This is a genomic window from Ornithinimicrobium cryptoxanthini (genome assembly GCF_023923205.1).
Taxonomy (GTDB): domain Bacteria; phylum Actinomycetota; class Actinomycetes; order Actinomycetales; family Dermatophilaceae; genus Ornithinicoccus; species Ornithinicoccus cryptoxanthini.
Window position 1 is genome coordinate 3,703,968 of sequence record NZ_CP099490.1, and the last position, 20,940, is coordinate 3,724,907.

Consider the following 20,940-nt stretch of genomic DNA (forward strand, 5'->3'; position numbering starts at 1 on the left):
CGGGCAACCCCCAAGCGAGCCTGTGGACAACCTTGGGGAGAGGCTGTGCAAAGGGTTGTGACTCGTCGTTCACAGTCTGTGCACAGGCCTGTGGACAACAAACTTTCTGAGGCGCGGCACCCAGGTTGAACTGCACAGACGTCCTCCACCGCATGTGGAGCAAAATTAGTGTGCCCACTGCGACCTAGACTTCCTGCGTGCCGACCGATCACCGCCGCGAGATCCTGCGGCTCGCCGTGCCGGCCTTCCTCGCGCTCGTCGCCGAACCCCTGTTCCTGCTGGCCGACAGCGCCATCGTCGGCTACCTCGGCACCGCACCACTGGCCGGTCTCGGCGTGGCGAGCGCCGTGCTGCTCACGGCCACGAACATCTTCGTCTTCCTCGCCTACGGCACCACCGCGGTCGTAGCCCGCCGCACCGGTGCGCACGACCAGAAGGGTGCTCTCGCTGCCGGGATCGACGGCATGTGGCTCGCCCTGGTGCTCGGCGTCCTGGCCACCATCGGGATCATCGCCTTCGCCGAACCGCTGATCCGCGCCTTCGGCGCGTCGGAGGCCGTGACCGGGCAGGGCGTGACCTACCTGAGCATCTCAGCCCTCGGCATACCCCCGATGCTGGTCGTGCTGGCCGCGACCGGGGTGCTGCGCGGGCTGCAGGACACCACGACGCCGATGGTCGCCGCGATCGCTGGGTTCACCGCCAACGCCGTGCTCTCCTTCGTCCTGGTCCACCCGGTCGGGATGGGCATCGCGGGTGCGGCATGGGGCACGGTCATCGCGCAGACGGGTATGGCGCTCGCCCTGGGCGCCGTCGTCGTCCGGGGCGCCCGGGGGCTGGGGGTGTCGCTGCGCCTGCACGGTCCCGGGGTGCTGCGCGCTGCCGGTGGCGGCGTCCCGCTGCTGGTCCGCACGCTCGCGCTGCGGGCCGTCCTGCTGCTCACCACCTGGTTCGCTGCCGGCCTGGGTGAACCACAGCTGGCCGCGCACCAGGTAGCGCTGACGGTGTGGAGCGCGCTGGCGTTCGCCCTCGATGCCCTCGCCATTGCCGGTCAGGCCATCACGGGCAAGGCCCTCGGTGCCGGCGACGTGCACGCCGTGCGGGCGGCGACGGCCACCATGGTGCGCTGGGGCGTGTGGTTCGGTGCCATCCTGTCTGTGCTCATCGTGGCGCTGCACCAGGTCATCCCGCTGGGGTTTAGTGCCGACCCTCAGGTGCGCGCCGCGCTGGCGGCCGCCCTGCTGATCGTGGCAGCCGGGCAGCCGGTCGCCGGCATCGCCTTCGTCCTGGACGGGGTGCTGATCGGCGCCGGCGACGCACGGTGGCTGGCGCTGGCCCAGATCGGGTTCCTGCTGGCCTATCTGCCGATGATCTGGCTGCTGCAGGCCTCTGGCGTCACCGGCATCACCGGGCTGGTGTGGCTCTGGGTCGCCTTCGCCGCGTTCATGGCGATCCGCGCCGCCGGTCTGTTCGTCCGCTCCCGCGGAGATGTCTGGCTCGTCACGGGGGCGGGACGCTGACGGACCGGCACCGGGCACTGACAGGCCGCTAGTGCTCGTCCTCGGGCTCGGGGGCCCACCCGTCCGAGGCGTCGCGGCCCACGGCATCGGGGATGTGGTCGCTCGGGGGCCCGAGGTGCACGTCGGAGGGTGCCACCTGACCGGTGCGGAAGCCCGCCCGGCCCACCATGTGGGCGCCCACCGGGATGGTCAGCATCTGGAAGACGCCGATCAGCACCAGCATGCCGATGTGCAGGCCGCCCTCCTTGCTCAGCGCCACGCCGGTCAGCACCATGAGCACGCCCAACACCTGAGGTTTGGTGCCGGCGTGCATCCTGGTCAGCAGGTCACGAAAGCGCAGCAGGCCGATCGCCGCCGTCAGGCAGAGCACGGCACCGCACAGGATCAGGATCTGGCCGATGATGTCGGTGATGGCATCCCAGTTCACGGCGCCTCCTCACCCTCGAGCGAGTCCGGCTCGTCGAACTCGACCGGATAGTCCCGGTCACGCGCCACGAACCGGGCCACCGCCACCGACCCCATAAAGCCGACCAGGGACAGGGTGATCAGGATCGGCAGGGTGCTGGTCCCGTCCACCAGGGCCGTCTGGGCACCGAGCGCGCAGATCACGATCGAGACCAGGACGTCAGAGGCCACCACGCGGTCCAGCACGCTGGGACCGGTGACGATGCGGACCACGGTCAGCAGGGAGGCCAGGACCAGCAGTATGCCGATCGCCCAGGTCACGATCTCGGTGAAGCCCATCAGCCGCTCACCTCCCGACGTCGTCGCGGGTTGAGGGCCGCGTCCGGGTCGGGGTCGAAGGCGCGCAGCACCCGGGCCTCCTGCGCGAGCACCCGGTGGCGGATCTCCTCCGCCTCCTGGCGGGTGCTGATGTCGAGCACGTGCAGGGTGAGCAGGCGGCGCTGTCCGTCCAGGTCGACGACCACGGTCCCCGGCACGAGTGCCACCATCTCGGCCGTGATGGTCTGGAAGAGGTCGTTGTCCGAGCGCAACCGCAGGTCGACGACGACCCCGCCGACGGTCGGTCCGGGCCGGATCGCAAACCAGGCCACCTGCACCGACGCGGTCGTCATGTCCCACAGGAAGCGGGCTGCGAGCACCACGAACGGCCACGGCCGCAGGCGCACGCCCACCACGAGCGAGGGCAGCGGGAAGACCACCTGGACCACGAGGGCTGCCAGCAGGCCGGCCACGATGTTGCCGAGGGTCACCTCTCCCATCAGCATGACCCAGACGATCGTCAGCAGGCCCAAGGAGGACCACTGGACGTCACTCGTCCTGCGTCTCACCGGAACCCCTCCCCGAGCACGGCCAGCAGATAGGGCTCGCGCAGCAGCAGGTCGAGCGAGGCGCGCTGGGTGATGTCGAACAGCGGACCGGCGACCGCGGTCAGCACCAGGGTGAAGATCACCAGTGCCGTCGTCGGCACCACCACGCCGGCTGCCATGGCGCGGCTCTTGCCGGTGCGGGCGGGCGTAAAGGTCATGCCCTCCTCCGGCTGGGGCGGCGCCCCCCAGAACGCGCGCCCCCAGACCCGGGCCACGGCATACAGCGTCAGCAGGCTGGTGACCACCGACCCGACGACCAGGACCATCGCCAGCCAGCCGCCGTCCTGGACGCCGGCCTGCATCAGCCCCACCTTGCCGATGAAGCCGGAGAACGGCGGGATGCCACCCAGGTTCATCGCCGGGACGAAGAAGAGGATGCCGAGCAGCGGGCTGATCCGGGCCAGTCCACCCAGGTGCGAGGAGGCCGTGGTGCCGCCGACCCGCTCGACCAGACCGGTCACGAGGAAGAGCGTGGTCTGGATCGTGATGTGGTGCAGCACATAGAAGATCGCCGCGGACATCCCGGCGTCGCTGCCCAGCGCGATGCCGAAGAGCAGATAGCCGATGTGACTGATCAGGGTGAAGGAGAGCATCCGCTTGATGTCGTCCTGGGTGACCGCCCCGAGGATGCCGACGATCATGCTCGCGAGGGCGGCCCACATCAGCACCGTGTTGAGCGAGCCGTCCGGGAAGAGCAGGGTCTGGGTGCGGATCAGCGCATAGATGCCGACCTTGGTCAGCAGGCCGGCGAAGACTGCGGTCACCGGGGCGGGTGCGGTCGGATAGGAGTCCGGCAACCAGCCCGACATCGGGAAGACCGCGGCCTTGACGCAGAAGCCCAGGATCAGCAGCAGGTGCAGCACCACCGAGGTGTCGTGCGGGATCAGCTCCAGGCGGGTGGCCAGGATCGCGAGGTTCACCGTGCCGGTGGCGGCATAGATCATCGCGATGGCGATGAGGAAGAGCATCGAGGAGAGCAGGCTGACGAAGACGTAGGTGACTCCGGCGCGCACCCGTGCCTCGGTCCCACCGAGGGTGAGCAGCACGAAGCTGGCGGCCAGCAGCATCTCGAACCCGACATACATGTGGAACAGGTCGCCGGCCAGGAAGGTCGTGGACACCCCGGCGCTGAGCACGAGCATCGTGGGGTGGAACACCGGCAGCGGTGCGTGGCCGTCGCTCTCCTGGTCGAACGACGAGCGCCCCTGGCCGATGGAGTAGCGCAGGACCGCCATCGTCACGACCGTCGAGACGATCACCATCAGCGCAGCCAGCCGGTCGACGATGAGCACGATGCCCTCGGTCGGGGCCCAGCCACCGACCTGGACGACCTGCGGGCCGCGGACGTCGGCGGCAAAGAGCAGCACCCCGGTGACGACCAGCACCGCGGTCAGCACCGACATGCTGACGGCCCGCTGGATCCGGGTGCGACCGACGGCGGCCAGGTTGACCCCGGCACCGACGAGGGGCAGGACGACCGGCAGTGGCACGAGCCACGCGAACTCGTTCATCAGTCGTCCTCCTCCGCAAACTCGGCAGCGATGACGTCGGCGTCGTCCTCGGACTCGCCGGCCAGGTCGTTCTCCTCGGCCCGGCGGTGGATGCGCGCCGACTCCTCGTCGTCCTCGAGCAGGTCGTCACGACCGAGCTGCCAGGCCCGGTGTGCCAGCGCGAGCACGAACGCCGTCATGGCCAGGGTGATGACGATCGCGGTGAGCACCAGCGCCTGCGGGATGGGGTCGGCCATCGGACCGCCCTCCCCCTCACCCAGGATCGGCACCTCACCGGCCGGTCCGGAGGCGACCATGAAGAGCAGGTTGATCCCGTTGCCCATCAGCAGGAAACCGACCAGGGCACGCACGATCGAGCGCGCGAGCAGCAGATAGACCCCCGTGCCGATGAGCGCCGAGGAGACCAGGATCAAGGTGATGTTAGGGCTCATTCGCCCTCCTGTGCGATCTGCTCGTCGAGCGAGGAGCCCAGGGAGCGCAGGATGTCGAGCATCAGCCCGACGACCACGAGATAGACCCCGAGGTCAAACAGGAGCGAGGTGACCACATGGACGTCGCCGATGATCGGGATCGGGACGTCGAAGATCCAGGTGCGCAGGGGTGGTGAGCCGAAGAACATCGGGAGTATGGCGGAGGCCGCGGCCAGGAAGAGCCCGCCACCGAGCAGCAGACCGGGCATGACAGGCAGGGCCACGCGCAGCTCGTAGCCGCGACCGGCCAGATAGCGCAGGGCGAGCGCGAGACCAGCCACCAGCCCGGCGGCGAAGCCGCCACCCGGTGAGTTGTGACCGCTGAACAGCAGATAGACCGACCACAGCACGATGGTGTGGAAGACCAGGCGGGTGACCACCTCGAAGATCGTGGAGCGCCGGCTCGGGTCCAGCTCCTGGGCGGCCGCGATCCAGCGCTGCCCGCCGCTCTCCTCGGTCGCTGCGGTGGAGCGGTTGCGCCAGGTCTGTCGCAGGGCCCGACGGGCGCGCACGACGGCGTCTTGCTTGAGGAAGATGAGGCTGGTGACGCCGGTCGCGGCGGCCAGGACCACGGACAGCTCGCCCATCGTGTCCCAGGCCCGGACATCGACCAGGATCACGTTGACGATGTTGTCTCCGCCGCCATACTCCTTGGCCGTCTCGATCAGGCTCCTGGCGGAGGGCTCCTGGGAGCGCACGGCCACCGCGGTCATCGCGACGGCCGCGACGACGGCTCCCACCGCGACACCGAGGACGGCGCGCAGCCGGCGGGTCAGCACGCTGGGGTCGTCCGGGAAGCGACCGGACAGGCGCCGGATCACCAGGACGAAGACAACCAGGGTCACCGTCTCGACGAGCACCTGGGTCAGGGCCAGGTCGGGTGCGCCGTGCAGCAGGAACAGCATGGCGGTGCCATAGCCGGTGACGCTGACCAGGAATACGGCGCGCAGGCGGCGCCGGGCGCGGGTCGCGGCAATCGCCGCAAACACCACGACGACGCCGACCCCCACCTGAGCCGGTCGGTCGAACCAGGTGATGTCGTCCGGCCAGGTCACCCCGCGCACGAGCTGCACGGTGGGCAGGGTCACCAGCACCACGAGGATGATCGCGAGCAGCGTCGGCAGGGAGCCCCGCTGGAAGCCACCGGTGACCTCGAGCGCCAGCCGGTCCACGCCCCGCACCAGCTGCTGATAGACCCGCCCTGCATCTAGGGGGACCTGCAGCCGGCGCTGGAGGTGAGCCACCGGCGCGCTGCCCAGGAAGAGCAGGGAGCCCAGGACCCAGATCAGGGCCGAGACGCCGAGCGCCGGGACGAACCCGCTCCACAGCGCCAGGTGCGGTTCGTGGTCGGTGACGGGATAGGCGCTGGCGTAGCGGGCGAACTCGACCTCCAGCAGCGGTGAGGCCAGGCCGGCGACCAGCCCGGCCAGGCCCAGCACGCCCGGCACCGCCACGAGGAGCCGCTCCGGGGGGTGGGAGACCGTCGTCACCTGACCGGCGTCCCCCGCGAGCGCCGGGTCCTTGCGGGCGAACGCGCCCCACACGAACCGGGCGGAGTAGCCGAAGGTCAGCACCGAGCCCAGTGCCACCAGGAGCAGCACCACGACGTCGAAGGTCTCCCAGCCGCCGTCGGGATGCAGGAGTGCGTCGATCGCGGTCTCCTTGGCGGCGAAGCCCAGCACCGGCCCCACCCCGGCCATGGACAGGGCCGCAAGGATCGCGCCCGCGGTGAGCCACGGCATACGCCGACCGATGCCGGAGAGCCGGCGGACGTCACGGGTGCCGGTCGCGTGCTCGACGGTGCCCACGGTCAGGAAGAGGCAGGACTTGAACAGCGAGTGACTCAACAGCAGGCCGAGGCCAGCCATCGCCATGCCCTGGGTGCCGAACCCCACGAGGAGGGTGATGAAACCGAGCTGGCTGACCGTGCCGTAGGCCAGGAGCAGTTTGAGGTCGTACTGTCGCAGCGCGCGGTAGCCGCCGAGAAGCATGGTGTAGCCGCCGAGGATGATCACGAGGTAGCGCCAGACGGCCAGGTCGGCATAGGCCGGAGCGAACCTGGCCACCAGGTAGACACCGGCCTTGACCATCGCGGCGGCGTGCAGATAGGCGCTGACTGGCGTCGGGGCGGCCATCGCACCGGGCAGCCAGAAGTGGAACGGGACCAGGGCTGACTTGCTGACCGCGCCCACGATCAGGAGCACGACGCCGCCGGTGATCCACGGGCCTGAGCCGGGGTTGGCCAGGAGCTCGCTGATCAGATAGGTGTCCTGTGTCTCGCCGATCATGACGATGCCGACGAGCATCGCCAGCCCACCGAAGGTGGTGACCAGCAGTGCCTGCTTGGCGGCGGCGATGCTGGCCTTGCTGGTCATCACATAGCCGATGAGCAGGTAGGACAGGATCGTCGTGATCTCCCAGAACACATAGAGCAGGAGCATGTCGTCGGTCGTGACCAGGCCGAGCATGGCGCCGGCGAAGGCGGTCAGCGACCCGGCAAACAGGCCCAGCCCCTTGCCGCGCTCCCGGTCGTCGAAGTAGTGCGCGCAGTAGAGCAGCACCAGTGCCCCGACCGCCGAGACGATCAGCGTCATGAGCCAGGCCAGGGTGTCCATCCGGAAGTTCAGCGACAGGTCGAGCTCGCTGATCCACGTGAAGGTCTCCGTGGGTGGGCGCCCCGAGCTGATCGCGGGGTACTGCCAGGCCGCATAACCGGCGGTGAACGCCGGGACGGCCGCCAGCGGCACGAACGCCCGCGCTCCCATCAGTCGCACGAGCATGGGTGCGAGGATGCCCGCCACCGCGTGCACTGCGACCAGGACGAGCAACGGGCCTCCTCGGGTGGTTGGGCGGCGCAGCCGAGGCCCGGGTCAGTGGGTGCCCTCGACCCACGATCCGCAGGGGCGGAAGGGGGTTGGAGTCGCGGTCAGTTTACCTATAGCCGCCAGCCCAACGGCATGGTCCTTGAGGACACCGCCGGCGCGGTGCCGGCGACGGCCTGCTGACGGTGGTGCGGGCCCGGGCAGAGCAGAGGGGCCGGCCGGGATGACTCCCGACCGGCCCCTGGTGCTGCCTGCTCGCGTGGGCGGTGCTCACGCGAGTGGGGTGCTGAGTGCTCAGGCCTCCTGCACCACGACGGTGACGTCGACGGAGACGTCGTCGTGGAGGCGGACGTGAGCCTGGTGCTCGCCGACGTTGCGGATCGGGGTCGGGACCTCGATCTTGCGCTTGTCGACCTGGGGACCGCCGGATGCGACGATCGCCTCGGCGATGTCGCCGGAGGTGACCGCACCGAACAGTCGACCGCCCTGACCCGCACGGGCCGAGACGATCACGGTGGTGGACTGCAGGGCCGCCTTGGCGGCCTTGGCCTCCTCCTCCGACCGGTGGGACCGGGACTCGCGACCGGCCAGGATCGCGTCGACCTGCTTCTGGCCGCCCTTGGTCCAGGCGGTGCCCAGCTTGCGGGGCATCAGGTAGTTGCGGGCGTAGCCGTCCTTGACGTCCACGACGTCACCGGCCACGCCGAGGCCGGAGACCGGCTGGGTGAGAATGAGTTTCATCAACTTCTCCTTGTCTGGTGCTCAGCGCGCCGAGCTGGAGTAGGGCAGCATGGCCATCTCGCGGGCATTCTTGACCGCGGTGGCGATGCGGCGCTGCTCCTGCACGGAGACACCGGTCACCCGACGAGCGCGGATCTTGCCGCGGTCGGAGATGAACTTGCGCAGGAGCGCGGTGTCCTTGTAGTCGATGGACTCGATCTTGGCGGCCTTGAGAGGGTTCGCCTTCTTCTTGGGCTTGCGCACAACGGGCTTGGCCATCGTGGTGCTCTCCATTCTGTGAGAGCCCGAGGGGTCACCTCGGGATGGTGTGGTTCTTGGTGTTGGTCAGGGATAGATCAGAACGGCGGGTCGTCGTAGGACGGGCTGTTCCAACCGCCACCCTGCTGTTGACCACCGGCGTTGCCGCCAGTGGCCCACGGGTCGGACTCGGCCTGGCCACCCTGGGTGGGTTGGCCACCCTGGGTGGGTTGGCCACCCTGGGGGGGCTGACCACCCTGGCCACCGGGTTGACCGCCGGCCGGGCTGGCGCCCTGCTGGCCGGCATACGGCTGCTGACCGCCGCCCTGCTGGCCCTGGCCGCCACCCCAGTTGCCACCGCCACCGCCGCCGCGCTGGGCCTTGGTGACCTTTGCGGTGGCGTATTTCAGAGACGGGCCGACCTCGTCGGCCTGCATCTCCATGACGGTGCGCTTCTCGCCCTCGGGAGAGTCCCAGGAGCGGGAGACGAGGCGGCCGGTGACGACCACGCGGGTGCCGCGAGTCAACGACTCGGCGGCGTTCTCGGCCGCCTCACGCCAGATCGAGCAGCGCATGAACAGCGTCTCGCTGTCCTTCCACTCGTTGGTCTGCTTGTCGAACGTGCGCGGCGTGGAGGCCACGGTGAAGTTCGCGACGGCAGCGCCAGAGGGAGTGAAACGCAGCTCGGGGTCGGCGGTGAGGTTGCCAACGATGGTGATCGGGGTTTCGCCAGCCATGTCTGAGTCCTTTGCTCTGTCGAGTCGGTCAGGCGCCGACGCGCATCAGCTTGGTGCGCAGAACGGTCTCGTTCAGGCCCAGCTGGCGCTCCAGCTCCTGTGCGGTGGCAGACGTCGCGGTCAGGTTGACCACGGCGTAGATGCCCTCAGACTGCTTCTTGATCTCATAAGCCAGACGACGACGTCCCCACAGGTCGAGGTTGTCGACGCTGCCACCTTCCTTGGTGACAACAGCAAGCAGCTTCTCCAGCGTCGGCTGGAGGTTCCGCTCGTCGGACTCCGGATCAAGGATGATCATGAGTTCGTATTGACGCATGCGTGAACCCACCTCCTTCGGTCTCAGCGGTCACGGTCTCTCCGTGACAGGAGGGTTGCATTCGTCCCACCGCTTCGTGTTGGTCCCACTGTGCCAGAGCGGACCGACACCCGCAGGGCGCGATCCACAGGCAGGCGGGAGCCAACCGTCAACGGTGAACCCGTCCACGATACCGAGCCGCGACCACCCTGGCCTAATCCGCGGTGGGCGTGGCGACCGGTGCGGGTCGTCGATGGCAGGATCGGGCTCATGTCACCGCTGTTGAGGAGCGCCTCGGGGCCGATCTCCTACTCCCTGTCTGGTCCCCAGGATGCCGGGACACGGGACCTGGTGCTCGTCCACGGTTGGTGCTGCGACCGCACCGCCCTGGCGCCGCTGCGGGAGCGGTTCGAGCAGGCCCATCGCGTGCTGTCGCTGGACCTGCGCGGCCACGGTCAGAGCAGGGAGACGTATGACGACGGGTCGGCCGGCGTCGGCAGCCGCCGGGGCGACCAGGACGAACCTGCGACCGGCACGGTCGCGACCCGCATCGAGGAGTTCGCCGACGACGTGCTGGCCGTCAGCCGGGAGGCCGGGCTGCACTCTCCGGTCGTCATCGGTCACAGCCTCGGTGCGCTCGTGGCCCTCGCGACGCTGGACCGTGCGGATGCGGCGGGGGCGGCCGTCCCGGTCGGTGCCGTGCTGCTCGACCCGGCACCGCTGGCCCACGGACGGGGCAAGGCCTTCTGGGCGGACCAGGTGGAGCCGGTGTCGCGGGACCACAGCGGCGAGCTGCGGCGTGGCTTTGCCCGCTCCCTGGTCCTGCCGACGGACACGGCCGACTACACCCAGGTGGTGGAGGTCATGGCCTCCGTCCATCCGCGGGTGGCCGCCGGTGGTGCGCAGGCCATGGCCCAGTTCGACGGTGCAGCCGTGCTCGGTCGACTCTCCGCACCGATCCTGGTGATCCAGGCGGCGACGGCCGAGCGTGACCTCGACCGGCTCGTCCCGGACCGCGCGCTGCTGACGCTGGGCCGGACCGTGGGGGCGGGCCACTTCCACCAGTTCGAGGTGCCCGACCAGCTCGAGCCGATGATCGAGCGGTGGCTCAGCGTCACTGACCTGTCGAGGTAGCAGTCGGTTCTGGCGACCAGCGAGGCCGTCTGTCCGAGTTCTGTCCGAGTCAACGACCCCTCCTCAGGTTTGTCGACCTCGTCACAACTCTCGCTCAGGGGTGTCCAATAACACACCACTAGGGCTGGGAGTGGGCTGGGCACGCCGGTAGCCTCGACGAAACTTCTGTGTCTTCGACCAAGGACTGGGTATGCGCATTTCGGTGATCGGAACCGGCTATCTCGGGGCGGTGCACGCTGCGGGGATGGCCGAACTCGGCTTCGACGTGGTGGGCGTTGATGTCGACGCGGCCAAGATCGAGACCCTCAACCAGGCACGCATGCCGTTCTATGAGCCCGAGTTCGAGCCACTCCTGGCCAAGCACGTCGGCAAGGGGCTGCGGTTCACCACCGACATCGCCGAGATCGCTGACGCCGACGTCCACTTCATCTGTGTGGGCACACCGCAACGCCGGGACAGCCCGGCGGCGGACATGAGTGCCGTCGACGGCTCCGTCGACGCGATGATCCCCTTCCTCAAGGACGGGTCTCTCGTCGTCGGCAAGTCGACCGTCCCGGTCGGCACCGCCGAGCGGTTGGCCGAGCGGATCGAGGTCGCCACCCCCGAGAGCGTCACGGTGGAGCTGGCCTGGAACCCGGAGTTCCTGCGTGAGGGCTTCGCCGTCCAGGACACGTTGCACCCGGACCGTCTCGTCCTGGGCGTCAACGGGGACAACGCGGAGTCCATCCTGCGCGAGGTCTATGCCCGCACCATCGCCGAGGACCAGACACCGGTCGTCGTCACCGACCTGCCGACGGCCGAGCTGGTCAAGGTGGCCGCCAACTCCTTCCTGGCCACCAAGATCTCCTTCATCAACGCGATGGCCGAGATCGCCGAGCTGACCGGTGCTGATGTCACGCAGCTGGCTGACGCGATCGGTCACGACGACCGCATCGGGCGCAAGTTCCTCAACGCCGGCGTCGGCTTCGGTGGTGGCTGCCTGCCCAAGGACATTCGCGCGTTCAGCGCCAGGGCTGCTGAGCTGGGCGCTGGTCAGTCCGTCGCTTTCCTCCACGAGGTCGACGCCATCAACCAGCGCCGCAGAGACCACGTGGTCAACCTGGTGCGCACCCACCTCGGCTCACTCGCCGGCCGCCGCGTCGCCGTGCTGGGTGCAGCGTTCAAGCCCAACTCCGACGACGTGCGCGACTCCCCCGCCCTCTCGATCGCGGGTCAGCTGCACCTGTCCGGAGCCCGCGTCACCGTCTATGACCCCAAGGCCATGGACAACGCCGCCCGGATCTTCCCCACGCTGGACTACGCCGACTCCGCCAGCGCGGCCGTCGAGGGCGCCGAGGCCGTGCTGCACCTGACCGAGTGGCCGGAGTTCCGTGAGCTCGACCCGGAGCAGCTGGCCGCAAGCGTGGCCACCAAGCTGATCATCGACGGGCGCAACGTGCTCGACCGGGAGGCTTATCGCAACGCGGGCTGGACCTACGTCGGTCTCGGCCGCCCCTGACCCTGCCTGACACCCCACCTGGGCACGCTTATGGCGCCTGTGAGATGGATATATCCCTCCCATGGGCGCCGAAACCGTGCCCAGGTTGTTGGGGTGGGCGGTCAGTTGTTGGGGTGGGCGGTCAGCGAGAGGTGACAGCTGCCTCGAGGGCTGCGATGAACTGCGGGGCGACCATCTCCCAGTCATAACCCTCGGCAGCGGCACGATGTCCGGCACGACCGACCTCCTGGGCCCGAGCGGGGTCGCGGTGCAGCGCCAGCACGGCTTCCACGGTCGCCGGCACATCCTGGAACGGCACGACCAGGCCACCGCCGGTGCGCTCGAGCAGCTCCTTGGGGACTGGCAGAGGTGTGCTGATCGCCGGGACGCCGCGCGCGAGGTACTCGATCACCTTCGTCGGCATCGAGTGCCGGAAGTTCGCCTCGTCGTGCAGCAGTGACAGACCGGCCAGGGCACCGTCGAGCATCGGCAGGGCGCGGTCACTCGGCACGAAACCGTGCCACACGACCGCTCCCTCCCTGGCTGCCACGCGCAGCGCCTCGCCGGACGCACCGTGGGCCGGGCCGATCACGTGCACCTGGACCTGTCCGTTCGTCGCGGCCAGCAGGTGGTGGCCCACGTCGATCAGCTCCTGGGACCCGCGCTCGGGCGTCAGGCTGCCCAGATAGACCACGCGCTGCCGGCCGTCGTCGTCCAGGACGCCCGGAGGCTCCGGCTCTCGCGGCACCCGCGTGGTGTTGGGCACGATCGGGTGGGTCTGCTGGAACCGGTCGGCATACTCGTGCTCGGCGAGCAGCAGCGGCATCCGGGCCTCGGCCCAACGCTCCAACCGGCGCACGGCCCACGCGGCTGGTGAGCGCAGCGGATCGGGCACCCACGGTCGCACCTGCAGCGCCGCGGCCGTGTCCTCGTGGACGTCCCAGACCACGGGCGGGAGGTCTCGCAGTCCGCGCACCGCCAGCAGCAGCTCGGGATCGTGCAGCAGCACGACGTCATGTCCGGCGGCGCGGTCACGCAGCATCTGCCGCGCCGCGCGCAGGGCGGTGAGCCGGTTGCGTCCGGTGGCCCGCGCGACGTCGATCGGGGTGAGCCCGCGGATGCCGACCGGCCGGGTCAGTCCATAGTCGGCAAACGGCGCGGCATAGGTGACCCGCCAACCGGCCTGCAGCAGTGACTCGATCTGCCGGTGTCTGATCCGTGCGTCACTCGGGTGATGGACGACGGTGACGACGAGGGCCGAGCGCGTCATGCTCCCTGGCCTGTCCTCGGCTCGTCTGGCTTGTCTGCGTCCGGCTGGTCCACGTCAGGCTTGTCCAGCTCGGGTTCGGCCGCGTCCGGCTCGGGCTTGGCCGCGTCGGGTTTGGCCACGTCTGGTTTGGCCGCCTCGGGCTCGACCGCCTCGGGCGCCGGCTCCGCGGGCGGCGCCGTCTTCTTGGGCGCCGGCTTCTTGGGCGGAGGCTTCTTGGCAGCGGCCTTCTTGGCGGCGGCCTGCCGCTCGGCGACCCACGCCGCATAGGCGTCGACGACCTCACCGGCGGGGCCGTCCATGATCAGGTGGCCCTGCTCCATCCACAGCGCCCGCTCGCACATCTTCTTGATGGTGGCGTCGTTGTGGCTGACCATGAAGACCGTCCCGGCGCTGTCCCGGATCTTGGCGATCCGCTCCGTGGCCCGCTTGCGGAAGTCGGCGTCACCGGTGCCGAGCGCCTCATCCACCACCAGGATGTCCGGCACGGCAGCGGTCGAGATGGCAAACCGGAGCCGCGCCGCCATGCCGGAGGAGTAGGAGCTCATCGGCAGGTCGATGAACTCACCGAGTCCGGAGAACTCCACGATCTCGTCGAACTTCTCGAGGACCTGGCCCTTGGACAACCCGAGGGCCTGCCCACCGATCATCACGTTGCGGGCACCGGACAGCTGCCGCATCAGCACCGCGTTGACCCCGAGCAGCGACGCCTTACCGTTGAGATAGATGTCCCCACCGTCCGGCGGTATCAGTCCGGCGACGGCGCGCAGGAGGGTCGACTTGCCCGAGCCGTTGCGCCCGATCAGGCCGACCGACTCGCCCTGGTAGGCCACGAACGACACGTCCTTGACGGCGTGCACCACCCGCACACCCACCTGCTCCGCACCACGGTTGAGCAACCGCGTCAGGGCGGTCTGCTCGTCGACCACCTTGCCCCGGCCAGCGCCATACACGCGATAGGTGACGTCGACGTGGTTGGCGATGACGGCGGGCACCCTGCTCTTGTCAGGCACGGCCATAGGTCGCCTCCGCGCGCCAGAAGAAGACGAACCCGATCCCCGTCAGGAGGACCCCCCAGGCCAGACTGACCACCCAGGTGACCGGATCGAGCGGGAACTCACCCATCAGCGACTCGCGCACCATCTGCAGGGACACGGCGATGGGTTGATACAGCAGCACGACACTGATCCACCCCTCGCCCGCGTAGTTCGCGATCGGAAAGAAGATGCCGGAGACGTAGCGCAGCATGCGGGTCAGCAGCGGGATCAGGTTGCCCACGTCGCGCGCTGCGTGCACGATCCGAGCGGCGATCAGCCCGATGCCCAGGGTGATGAGGCCGACGATGAGCAGAGCGACCGGGAAGAGCAGCCACTTCACGCTCGGGTCCTCACCGGTGGCCAGGCACAGCACCAACAGGATCAGGAAGGCTGGAACGGTCGCGATCAGCTCGGTGATGGAGACCGAGATCGGCAGTATGGCGCGGGGGAACCGGAGTGCTCGGACCAGTCCGGTGCTGTCCACCATGGACTTGGCCGCATAGTTGAAGCCGGCCGAGATGAAGATGAAGGTGAACAGCCCGGCAGTCAGGAACGCGATGAAGTTGTCCACCCCGCGCGTGGTCTCCAGCAACAGCCCGAAGATCAGGTAGTAGGCGGCGCCCAGCAGCAGTGGGTTCAGCACCGACCAGAAGAGGCCGAGATAGTTGTTCTGGTGACGGGAGATGAAGCCCGCCTCCGACATCGTCCAGATGAAGTGGCGGTGCCGAAAGAGGTCCCGGACATAGACGGGCAGAGGGGGACGGACCCCGACGTGCTCAAGGCCGTGCCGGCCTGCCAGCGCAGCTGCTTCCTGCGCCGACAACCCAGGCAGCGAACCCTGGTGGTCGGGGCCCCCCTGGGTCACAGCCGGTGGATCCGCTCGCCGTCGGCGGCCTTGCCGCGGGTGTCGAAGAAGCGGGTGGCCTTCGCGGCCAGCGCGTCCACGTCATACTCACGGTGGTTCTGCACCAGCACGCTCAGGTCCGCCTCGGCCACCCCGACCAACTCGTCCTCGACGCGGGTGACCGAGTCACCCAGGGCGCCCCAGCTCTGCACGTGCGGGTCGTGGAAGCTCACAGCGGCGCCCTTGGCGACCAGAGCCTTGGCCAACGGCACCGCCGGGGACTCACGCTGGTCGGCGATGTTGGGCTTGTAGGTCACACCCAGCAGCAGGATCGTCGAGCCCTTCAGCGACTTGCCATCCTCGTTGAGCAGGTCCTGGATGCGGCTGACAACATAGGCCGGCATGCCCGAGTTGATCTCCTGGGCCAGCTCGACGAACCGGAACGGATAACCGAGCCGGGCCCGCACGTTGTGCGACAGATAGTTCGGGTCAATCGGGATGCAGTGCCCACCCACACCAGGACCGGGATAGAACGCCTGGAACCCGAACGGCTTCGAGCTCGCCGCATCGATGACGTCCCACAGGTCGATGCCCAGCTCATGACAGAACCGCGCCATCTCGTTGACCAGCGCGATGTTGATGTGCCGATAGGTGTTCTCCAGCAGCTTGGCCGTCTCGGCCTCCCGCGTGCCCTTGGCCCGCACGATCGTGTCCACGAACCGGCCATAGAACTCCGCCGCAGCATCGGTGCACGCCGGGGTCTGTCCCCCGACGACCTTGGGGGTGTTCTTGGCCCCGAACGTCTCGTTGCCCGGGTCGATCCGCTCCGGGGAGAAGGCCAGGTTGAAGTCCTCACCGACCACCATGCCGCCAGCCTCGAGCTTGGGCCGGACCACCTCATCGGTCGTGCCCGGATAGGTCGTGGACTCCAGCACCACCAACATCCCCGGCTGCAGGTGGCGGGCCACCGCCTCCACCGCACCCTCCACCGCACGCAGGTCCGGACCACCCTCGTCCGACAACGGCGTCGGCACGCAGATCACAGCCACCTTGGCCGAGGCGATCTCCGACTCATCCGTCGTCGCCTTGAACCCACCCTCGACCATCGCCGCGATGTCACCATCGGAGAGGTCATCGATGTGAGAGGTCCCAGCGTTCAGCGCGTCAACCACCCCCTGGTTGATGTCGAAGCCGAGGATCGTCAAGCCTGCCTTGGTGGCCTCCTGGGCCAACGGCAGACCGACATATCCCAGGCCGATGATGACGGCGTCTGCGGCCACGTCGGTGCTCCTCGGTGTCTGTGAACTGTGCTCGGGACGGTGATGGCGCCCGGTGCCACTGCGGAGGGCGCGGTCCCGCGGTGCACGGCAGCATATCGCAGCGAGCACCGGGAACCCGGGCCTGATGGCCCCGATCCAACGCCTCGCCACGGCCGATGTATTCCATCTCACGCGCTCCCGGCCCTCGCCGTGCCCCCGTGGCAGGATGTGGGCACCATGAGCCCCACTCGCCGCGACGTGGACGTGATCCTCGTCTCCGACCTGCGCTTCCCGGGCGGCACGTCGCACAGCGTCGCCGCCGAGGTCGAGGCCCTGCACCGGGCGGGCTACCGGGTCGGGCTGCTCCACCTCAACGGCCCCCTGGTCGCCAAGGTCGGGCCCGTCAACCCGGCGATCGCCGCTCTCGTCCGGTCCGGGGTGGCCGACCTGCTCGTGGGACGGGCCCCGGTCGCGGCGCGACTGGTGATCTTCCGCCACCCCGGCGTGCTCCAGGCCGCGGCGCAGCAGCTGCCCCCCATCAGCACCGACACGGCCGTGATCCTGGCCAACTCCGGTCCGCGTGATGCCAACGGCAGGCAGGTGTATGACGTGGGGCTGGCCGACCGGGCCGCGCGGGCGCACGTCGGGGTCGAACCTCTCTGGGCACCGATCGGACCGCTCGTGCGGGCCGAGATCGTCGGCGACGTGCCGCGCGAGCGGTTGATGGAGGCTGACTGGGTCAACATCATCGACGTGGAGGCCTGGGCCCCCACCGTGCCCCGTGATGACTGGGCCGGCGACCGTCCGGTCATCGGCCGGCACAGCAGACCTTCCCGGCAGAAGTGGCCCCGGGACGCTGCCACCCTGCGGCAGGTCTATCCGGTCGACGGCTCCTGGGAGGTGCGCGTCCTGGGCGGGGCAGACCCGGTCGAGCGGTTGCTGCGTCGCATCCCCCCGTCCTGGCAGGTGCTGGAGTTCGGTGAGCTGAGTCCGCACACGTTCCTGCAGGGCCTCGACTTCTTCGTCTACTATCACGACCCCCGGTGGGTGGAGGCGTTCGGCCGCACCATCCTGGAGGCTCTGGCCGCGGGAGTCGTCGCGGTCCTGCCACCGCACTTCGAGCCGCTCTTCGGCCCGGCCGCCGTCTATGCCGAGCCGGCGCAGGTCCGGCACGTGGTCGAGTCCCTGCGCTCGGACCGGGGGGCGTATGCCGCGCAGCGGGACCGCGCGCGACAGCTGGTCCGCGAGCGCTTCAGCTATGACGCCCAGGTCGCGCGGGTGCAGGCCCTGATCGGTCCGCCCAGCGAGCCGGTCGACGGGCCCAGGGCCGCTCCGCGGCGGCCGCGCACCGGTCGCGCCCCGGGCGGGCCGCGGATCATGCTGATGTCCAGCAACGGCGCCGGGATGGGGCACCTGACCCGCCTGTTCTCCTATGCCACGCGACTCGGCGAGGGCGCGCAGGCCCACATCGTGTCACTGTCGCAGGCGGCACCGCTGGCCGGTCAGCTCGGGCTCAGCTACGAATACCTCCCCAGCTCCAGGGCGCTGTCGATGCCTCCGCACCGGTGGCGGCCGATCTTCCGGGACCGGGTCGGTGACGCGATCAACCGGTTCGACCCGGACGTCGTGGTCTTCGACGGCACGTGGCCCTATGGCGGCATGGAGGAGATCCGCCTCGAGCACCCCGAGGCCCGCTGGGTCTGGTCCCGGCGTGCCATGTGGCGCGAGGGTCGCAACAAGGAGCAGCTGGCCAAGGACGACTGGTTTGACGCGGTGCTCGAGCCGGGAGACCTGGCGCAGGCCTATGACCGGGGCGTGACGGTGGACGCCCCCGCCCACCGGGTCAACCCCGTCACCCTGCTCGACCGGGGTGATCTGGAGCCACGCGACCAGGCCCGGGCCGCCCTCGGGCTGCCGGCGGACGGACCGCTTGCCCTCGTCTCGCTGGGCGCCGGCAACATCAACGACACCACCAGCGATGTCGGTGCCGCGATCCACGCCCTGACCGGTCTGGGCATCGGCGTCTGCGTGACGGTGCCGGGCATCGCCACCGCGGGAGCAGCGGCAGGTGAGGACATCCATCTCGTCCGGGACTACCCCCTGTCCCGGCGCTATGCCGCGTTCGACGTGGTCATCAGCGCCACCGGCTACAACTCCTTCCACGAGCTGCTGCGGATGGGCGTGCCCTCCCTGTTCGTGCCCAACTCCTCCACGTCGCTGGACGACCAGCAGGCCCGGGCGCGCTTCGCGGCCGACCAGGGCTGGGCCCACCAGCTGCCGCACCTGAGCGTGGAGTCGGCGACGCCGCTGCTGGCTGACCTGCTGAGCAACGGCAGGGCCATGGCGCAGCGTGCCCAGGAGGCCGACCCCGGCAACGGGGCCCAGGACGCTGCGCAGCTCCTCATCCAGGTGGCAGGAGGACGGTCGTGAGCGACAACCCGGGCAGGAAGAAGCTGACGCCTCGCAAGGTCGCCAGCGAGGTGGCCCGTCAGGTCCGGCGGGTGCCGGCGGCCGAGTCCGTCGCGCTCCGGGCCCTGACCGGGCTGCGGGAGAGCCAGCTGGCTCGTGAGGTCGTCTCGCGCACCATGGACCTTGACGAGGGGGTCGGCGGCACCGTCTTCGTCGCAGCTGGCCACCAGCTGGCCGGCCAGGGTCTGGACAACGTGCCCGTCGTCATACTCTCCCTCGTCGACGCGCCGCCGGCGCAGCTGCCCGACCTGCTGGAGGAGATCGCGCGCGAGCAGCTGCTGACCGGTGGCTTCCGGCCGGTGCTCGTGGTCAGCGGGGACCACTTCACTGCCGTGCGCGAGTTCGGCTGGCCCGTGGAGCTGGTCCTGGACGAGGCGACCTGGCACGCCGAGGAGCAGGTCGCCGACGAGGACGGGTGGGCCGCCTATCTCGAGCGCCGGCTGCAGCAGCTCCGCCGGCACTACCAGGCTGTCGCCCTGATGCCCTTCGGGCCGGAGCACCCGATGACGATGACCTATCTGCGCAGCCTGGGCCCGGCCACCACCTGAGCGAGGCGACACCCAGGCGTCCACACCGAGCGCTCAGTCGCGAGCAGGTGGCAGCGCGCTGCCAAAGCACCACTGGGAGCAGTCGGCGCTCACCACCTCCCACCCCCTGTTCTCGTCGCGGTGCGAGCGGTGGTCCGGGGGGTAGTAGCTCGGCGCCGGGTGCAGGCCGTGCAGGTTGCGCAGCGGGCGGCCTCTGATGACATCCATGTCCAGGCGCCACCGCGCCTGGTCCCAGGCCAGGCCCATCGCCATGTCATGGTCCTTGCGGTAGCGCTGGGCGCCGCCGGGGGCCCGGGTGAGCTCACCGAGGACGGGGCCGTCGACCGTGTCATAGATGTCGACCCGGATGAACGGCAGCGCCACCGCGCGGGAGAGGTGCCGCGCCACAGCGACGAACTCCTCGAACGGTTGGGGCAGCGGGATCGTCTCGTCGATCGTCTGACCCGGCGAGATGTCCATGCCGAGATTGACGCCGTCCTGGTCGACGTAGCGATAGCGCGCGGAGCGCAGACTGGCATGCACCGGCATGCGGCGCAGCAGCAGCATGGTGACCTCGCCATAGCTGGCATAGACCTTGATGTCGTCGGGGATCTCCTCGCCGGCCTCGCGCTGCTCGAGGAACCCTTCGGCGAACCAGGGGCCGGCCAACGAGGCCCTGGTCCGGAAGCGCTCGATCAGACTCTCCCGGGTGTGGACCTCGTCGCCACCGACGAGCGCGAACCGGTCGTCATCGATCCTGCGCAGCGGGAAGACCCCGTGGCCTCCGGCCCCCTGGTCAGACTTCAGGACGAACCGCTCGGGCAGGCCGGACAGGTCGATCAGGTCCAGCGCGCCCCACACGCCCAGCACCTCGGGCACGGCAACACCGTGGCTGGCCGCAAGGCGGTAGTTGCGCAGCTTGCGAGGGATCTGCAGGACCGGGTGGAAGACCTGCGGGTCGAACGGGCGCAGCGCCTCGACGTCACGTCTGAGGTTGATCAGGTTGCGGCGGAACGATGGCGGCGCGGTCTCCCCGAACTCTGGTCGGTCCGCGACCAGCCGCTCCTGGGCCTTCTGACGCGCAGCCCGCTCCTTGCGCACGGTCGTCCGGAGCTCGGCGATCTTGGCGTCGCGGTCTGCGAGCTGGCCCCGCAGCTTGTCGACCTGCTGGGCACGCTGGTCCAGCAGGTCGGTGCGCCAGCCCACGCCGGGCAGTCTGCGCACCACCTTGCGCCGCAGGGAGTCAGTCATGCGTCTCCTCGAGT

20 protein-coding genes are annotated in these 20,940 nt (G+C 69.5%); 5 read left to right on the plus strand and 15 right to left on the minus strand.

Annotation, left to right across the window (positions count from 1 at the left end):
* Window positions 1-197: 197 nt before the first annotated feature.
* Window positions 198-1,517, plus strand: coding sequence for an MATE family efflux transporter (locus NF557_RS17200; RefSeq protein ID WP_252620994.1), 1,320 nt, complete (start codon window positions 198-200; stop codon window positions 1,515-1,517).
* Window positions 1,518-1,545: 28 nt separating this feature from the next.
* Here the strand turns inward: NF557_RS17200 and mnhG are convergent, their stop codons facing one another.
* The 10 genes from mnhG to rpsF all read right to left on the minus strand — a co-directional run bounded on the left by mnhG (window position 1,546) and on the right by rpsF (window position 9,682).
* Window positions 1,546-1,944, minus strand: a complete 399-nt coding sequence (gene mnhG / locus NF557_RS17205; protein WP_252620995.1) for a monovalent cation/H(+) antiporter subunit G — start codon at window positions 1,942-1,944, stop codon at window positions 1,546-1,548.
* Entirely contained in the window at window positions 1,941-2,261 is a 321-nt protein-coding gene (locus NF557_RS17210; RefSeq protein WP_252620996.1) for an MrpF/PhaF family protein, read from the minus strand. The genes mnhG and NF557_RS17210 overlap by 4 nt, the downstream gene beginning before the upstream one ends.
* A complete protein-coding gene (locus NF557_RS17215; RefSeq protein WP_252620997.1) occupies window positions 2,261-2,809 on the minus strand; it encodes a Na+/H+ antiporter subunit E in 549 nt (182 codons plus the stop codon). Before NF557_RS17215 ends, NF557_RS17210 begins: the two co-directional genes overlap by 1 nt.
* Window positions 2,806-4,359 (minus strand): Na+/H+ antiporter subunit D, encoded by a 1,554-nt coding sequence (locus tag NF557_RS17220; RefSeq protein WP_252620998.1) that lies wholly within the window; start codon window positions 4,357-4,359, stop codon window positions 2,806-2,808. The genes NF557_RS17215 and NF557_RS17220 overlap by 4 nt, the downstream gene beginning before the upstream one ends.
* Complete coding sequence (locus NF557_RS17225) at window positions 4,359-4,790, minus strand: Na(+)/H(+) antiporter subunit C (protein ID WP_252620999.1); 432 nt, start codon at window positions 4,788-4,790, stop codon at window positions 4,359-4,361. Before NF557_RS17225 ends, NF557_RS17220 begins: the two co-directional genes overlap by 1 nt.
* Window positions 4,787-7,657 (minus strand): Na+/H+ antiporter subunit A, encoded by a 2,871-nt coding sequence (locus NF557_RS17230; protein WP_252621000.1) that lies wholly within the window; start codon window positions 7,655-7,657, stop codon window positions 4,787-4,789. Before NF557_RS17230 ends, NF557_RS17225 begins: the two co-directional genes overlap by 4 nt.
* Window positions 7,658-7,945: 288 nt before the next feature.
* Window positions 7,946-8,392 carry a 50S ribosomal protein L9 gene (gene rplI, locus NF557_RS17235; protein ID WP_252621001.1) on the minus strand — a complete coding sequence of 149 codons (447 nt, stop codon included), beginning with the start codon at window positions 8,390-8,392 and terminating at the stop codon, window positions 7,946-7,948.
* 21 nt (window positions 8,393-8,413) lie between these two features.
* Window positions 8,414-8,650: a 30S ribosomal protein S18 gene (gene rpsR, locus NF557_RS17240; protein ID WP_252621002.1), complete on the minus strand. Its 237-nt coding sequence runs from the start codon at window positions 8,648-8,650 to the stop codon at window positions 8,414-8,416.
* Window positions 8,651-8,727: 77 nt separating this feature from the next.
* A complete protein-coding gene (locus NF557_RS17245; RefSeq protein ID WP_252621003.1) occupies window positions 8,728-9,366 on the minus strand; it encodes a single-stranded DNA-binding protein in 639 nt (212 codons plus the stop codon).
* 28 nt (window positions 9,367-9,394) lie between these two features.
* The gene (gene rpsF, locus NF557_RS17250) at window positions 9,395-9,682 is read right to left on the minus strand and encodes a 30S ribosomal protein S6 (protein WP_252621004.1); all 288 of its coding nucleotides are present in this window, start codon (window positions 9,680-9,682) and stop codon (window positions 9,395-9,397) included.
* A 249-nt stretch (window positions 9,683-9,931) separates the two neighbouring features.
* On the opposite strand from rpsF, the gene NF557_RS17255 reads away from it, so the two are divergent.
* Together NF557_RS17255 and NF557_RS17260 are read left to right on the plus strand one after the other, a co-directional pair.
* Complete coding sequence (locus NF557_RS17255; protein WP_252621005.1) at window positions 9,932-10,795, plus strand: alpha/beta fold hydrolase; 864 nt, start codon at window positions 9,932-9,934, stop codon at window positions 10,793-10,795.
* Window positions 10,796-10,985: 190 nt separating this feature from the next.
* A complete protein-coding gene (locus tag NF557_RS17260; RefSeq protein ID WP_252621006.1) occupies window positions 10,986-12,293 on the plus strand; it encodes a UDP-glucose dehydrogenase family protein in 1,308 nt (435 codons plus the stop codon).
* A gap of 121 nt (window positions 12,294-12,414) precedes the next feature.
* On the opposite strand, the gene NF557_RS17265 is transcribed toward NF557_RS17260, so the two are convergent.
* From NF557_RS17265 to NF557_RS17285, 4 genes are read right to left on the minus strand one after another with little or no spacing between them, the layout of a single operon-like run.
* Window positions 12,415-13,542, minus strand: coding sequence for a glycosyltransferase family 4 protein (locus NF557_RS17265; protein WP_252621007.1), 1,128 nt, complete (start codon window positions 13,540-13,542; stop codon window positions 12,415-12,417).
* Window positions 13,539-14,558: an ABC transporter ATP-binding protein gene (locus NF557_RS17670; protein ID WP_280923975.1), complete on the minus strand. Its 1,020-nt coding sequence runs from the start codon at window positions 14,556-14,558 to the stop codon at window positions 13,539-13,541. Before NF557_RS17670 ends, NF557_RS17265 begins: the two co-directional genes overlap by 4 nt.
* A complete protein-coding gene (locus tag NF557_RS17280) occupies window positions 14,545-15,441 on the minus strand; it encodes an ABC transporter permease (protein WP_252621008.1) in 897 nt (298 codons plus the stop codon). Before NF557_RS17280 ends, NF557_RS17670 begins: the two co-directional genes overlap by 14 nt.
* On the minus strand, window positions 15,438-16,700 hold the full coding sequence (locus NF557_RS17285; RefSeq protein WP_252621009.1) for a nucleotide sugar dehydrogenase: 1,263 nt from the start codon (window positions 16,698-16,700) through the stop codon (window positions 15,438-15,440). Before NF557_RS17285 ends, NF557_RS17280 begins: the two co-directional genes overlap by 4 nt.
* A 216-nt stretch (window positions 16,701-16,916) precedes the next feature.
* On the opposite strand from NF557_RS17285, the gene NF557_RS17290 reads away from it, so the two are divergent.
* Together NF557_RS17290 and NF557_RS17295 are read left to right on the plus strand one after the other, a co-directional pair.
* Window positions 16,917-19,109: a glycosyltransferase gene (locus tag NF557_RS17290; protein WP_252621010.1), complete on the plus strand. Its 2,193-nt coding sequence runs from the start codon at window positions 16,917-16,919 to the stop codon at window positions 19,107-19,109.
* A complete protein-coding gene (locus NF557_RS17295) occupies window positions 19,106-19,696 on the plus strand; it encodes a hypothetical protein (protein ID WP_252621011.1) in 591 nt (196 codons plus the stop codon). The genes NF557_RS17290 and NF557_RS17295 overlap by 4 nt, the downstream gene beginning before the upstream one ends.
* A gap of 33 nt (window positions 19,697-19,729) precedes the next feature.
* Here the strand turns inward: NF557_RS17295 and NF557_RS17300 are convergent, their stop codons facing one another.
* Window positions 19,730-20,926, minus strand: coding sequence for an ATP-grasp fold amidoligase family protein (locus NF557_RS17300; RefSeq protein WP_252621012.1), 1,197 nt, complete (start codon window positions 20,924-20,926; stop codon window positions 19,730-19,732).
* Between the last annotated feature and the right edge of the window lie 14 nt (window positions 20,927-20,940).

Coding starts and splice junctions, on each gene's coding strand:
- NF557_RS17210 (WP_252620996.1), bottom strand. CDS start 2,261: ATGGGCTTCACCGAGATCGTGACCTGGGCGATCGGCATACTGCTGGTC.
- NF557_RS17220 (WP_252620998.1), bottom strand. CDS start 4,359: ATGAACGAGTTCGCGTGGCTCGTGCCACTGCCGGTCGTCCTGCCCCTC.
- NF557_RS17225 (WP_252620999.1), bottom strand. CDS start 4,790: ATGAGCCCTAACATCACCTTGATCCTGGTCTCCTCGGCGCTCATCGGC.
- rplI (WP_252621001.1), bottom strand. CDS start 8,392: ATGAAACTCATTCTCACCCAGCCGGTCTCCGGCCTCGGCGTGGCCGGT.
- rpsR (WP_252621002.1), bottom strand. CDS start 8,650: ATGGCCAAGCCCGTTGTGCGCAAGCCCAAGAAGAAGGCGAACCCTCTC.
- NF557_RS17245 (WP_252621003.1), bottom strand. CDS start 9,366: ATGGCTGGCGAAACCCCGATCACCATCGTTGGCAACCTCACCGCCGAC.
- rpsF (WP_252621004.1), bottom strand. CDS start 9,682: ATGCGTCAATACGAACTCATGATCATCCTTGATCCGGAGTCCGACGAG.
- NF557_RS17255 (WP_252621005.1), top strand. CDS start 9,932: ATGTCACCGCTGTTGAGGAGCGCCTCGGGGCCGATCTCCTACTCCCTG.
- NF557_RS17260 (WP_252621006.1), top strand. CDS start 10,986: ATGCGCATTTCGGTGATCGGAACCGGCTATCTCGGGGCGGTGCACGCT.
- NF557_RS17265 (WP_252621007.1), bottom strand. CDS start 13,542: ATGACGCGCTCGGCCCTCGTCGTCACCGTCGTCCATCACCCGAGTGAC.
- NF557_RS17670 (WP_280923975.1), bottom strand. CDS start 14,558: ATGGCCGTGCCTGACAAGAGCAGGGTGCCCGCCGTCATCGCCAACCAC.
- NF557_RS17290 (WP_252621010.1), top strand. CDS start 16,917: ATGAGCCCCACTCGCCGCGACGTGGACGTGATCCTCGTCTCCGACCTG.
- NF557_RS17300 (WP_252621012.1), bottom strand. CDS start 20,926: ATGACTGACTCCCTGCGGCGCAAGGTGGTGCGCAGACTGCCCGGCGTG.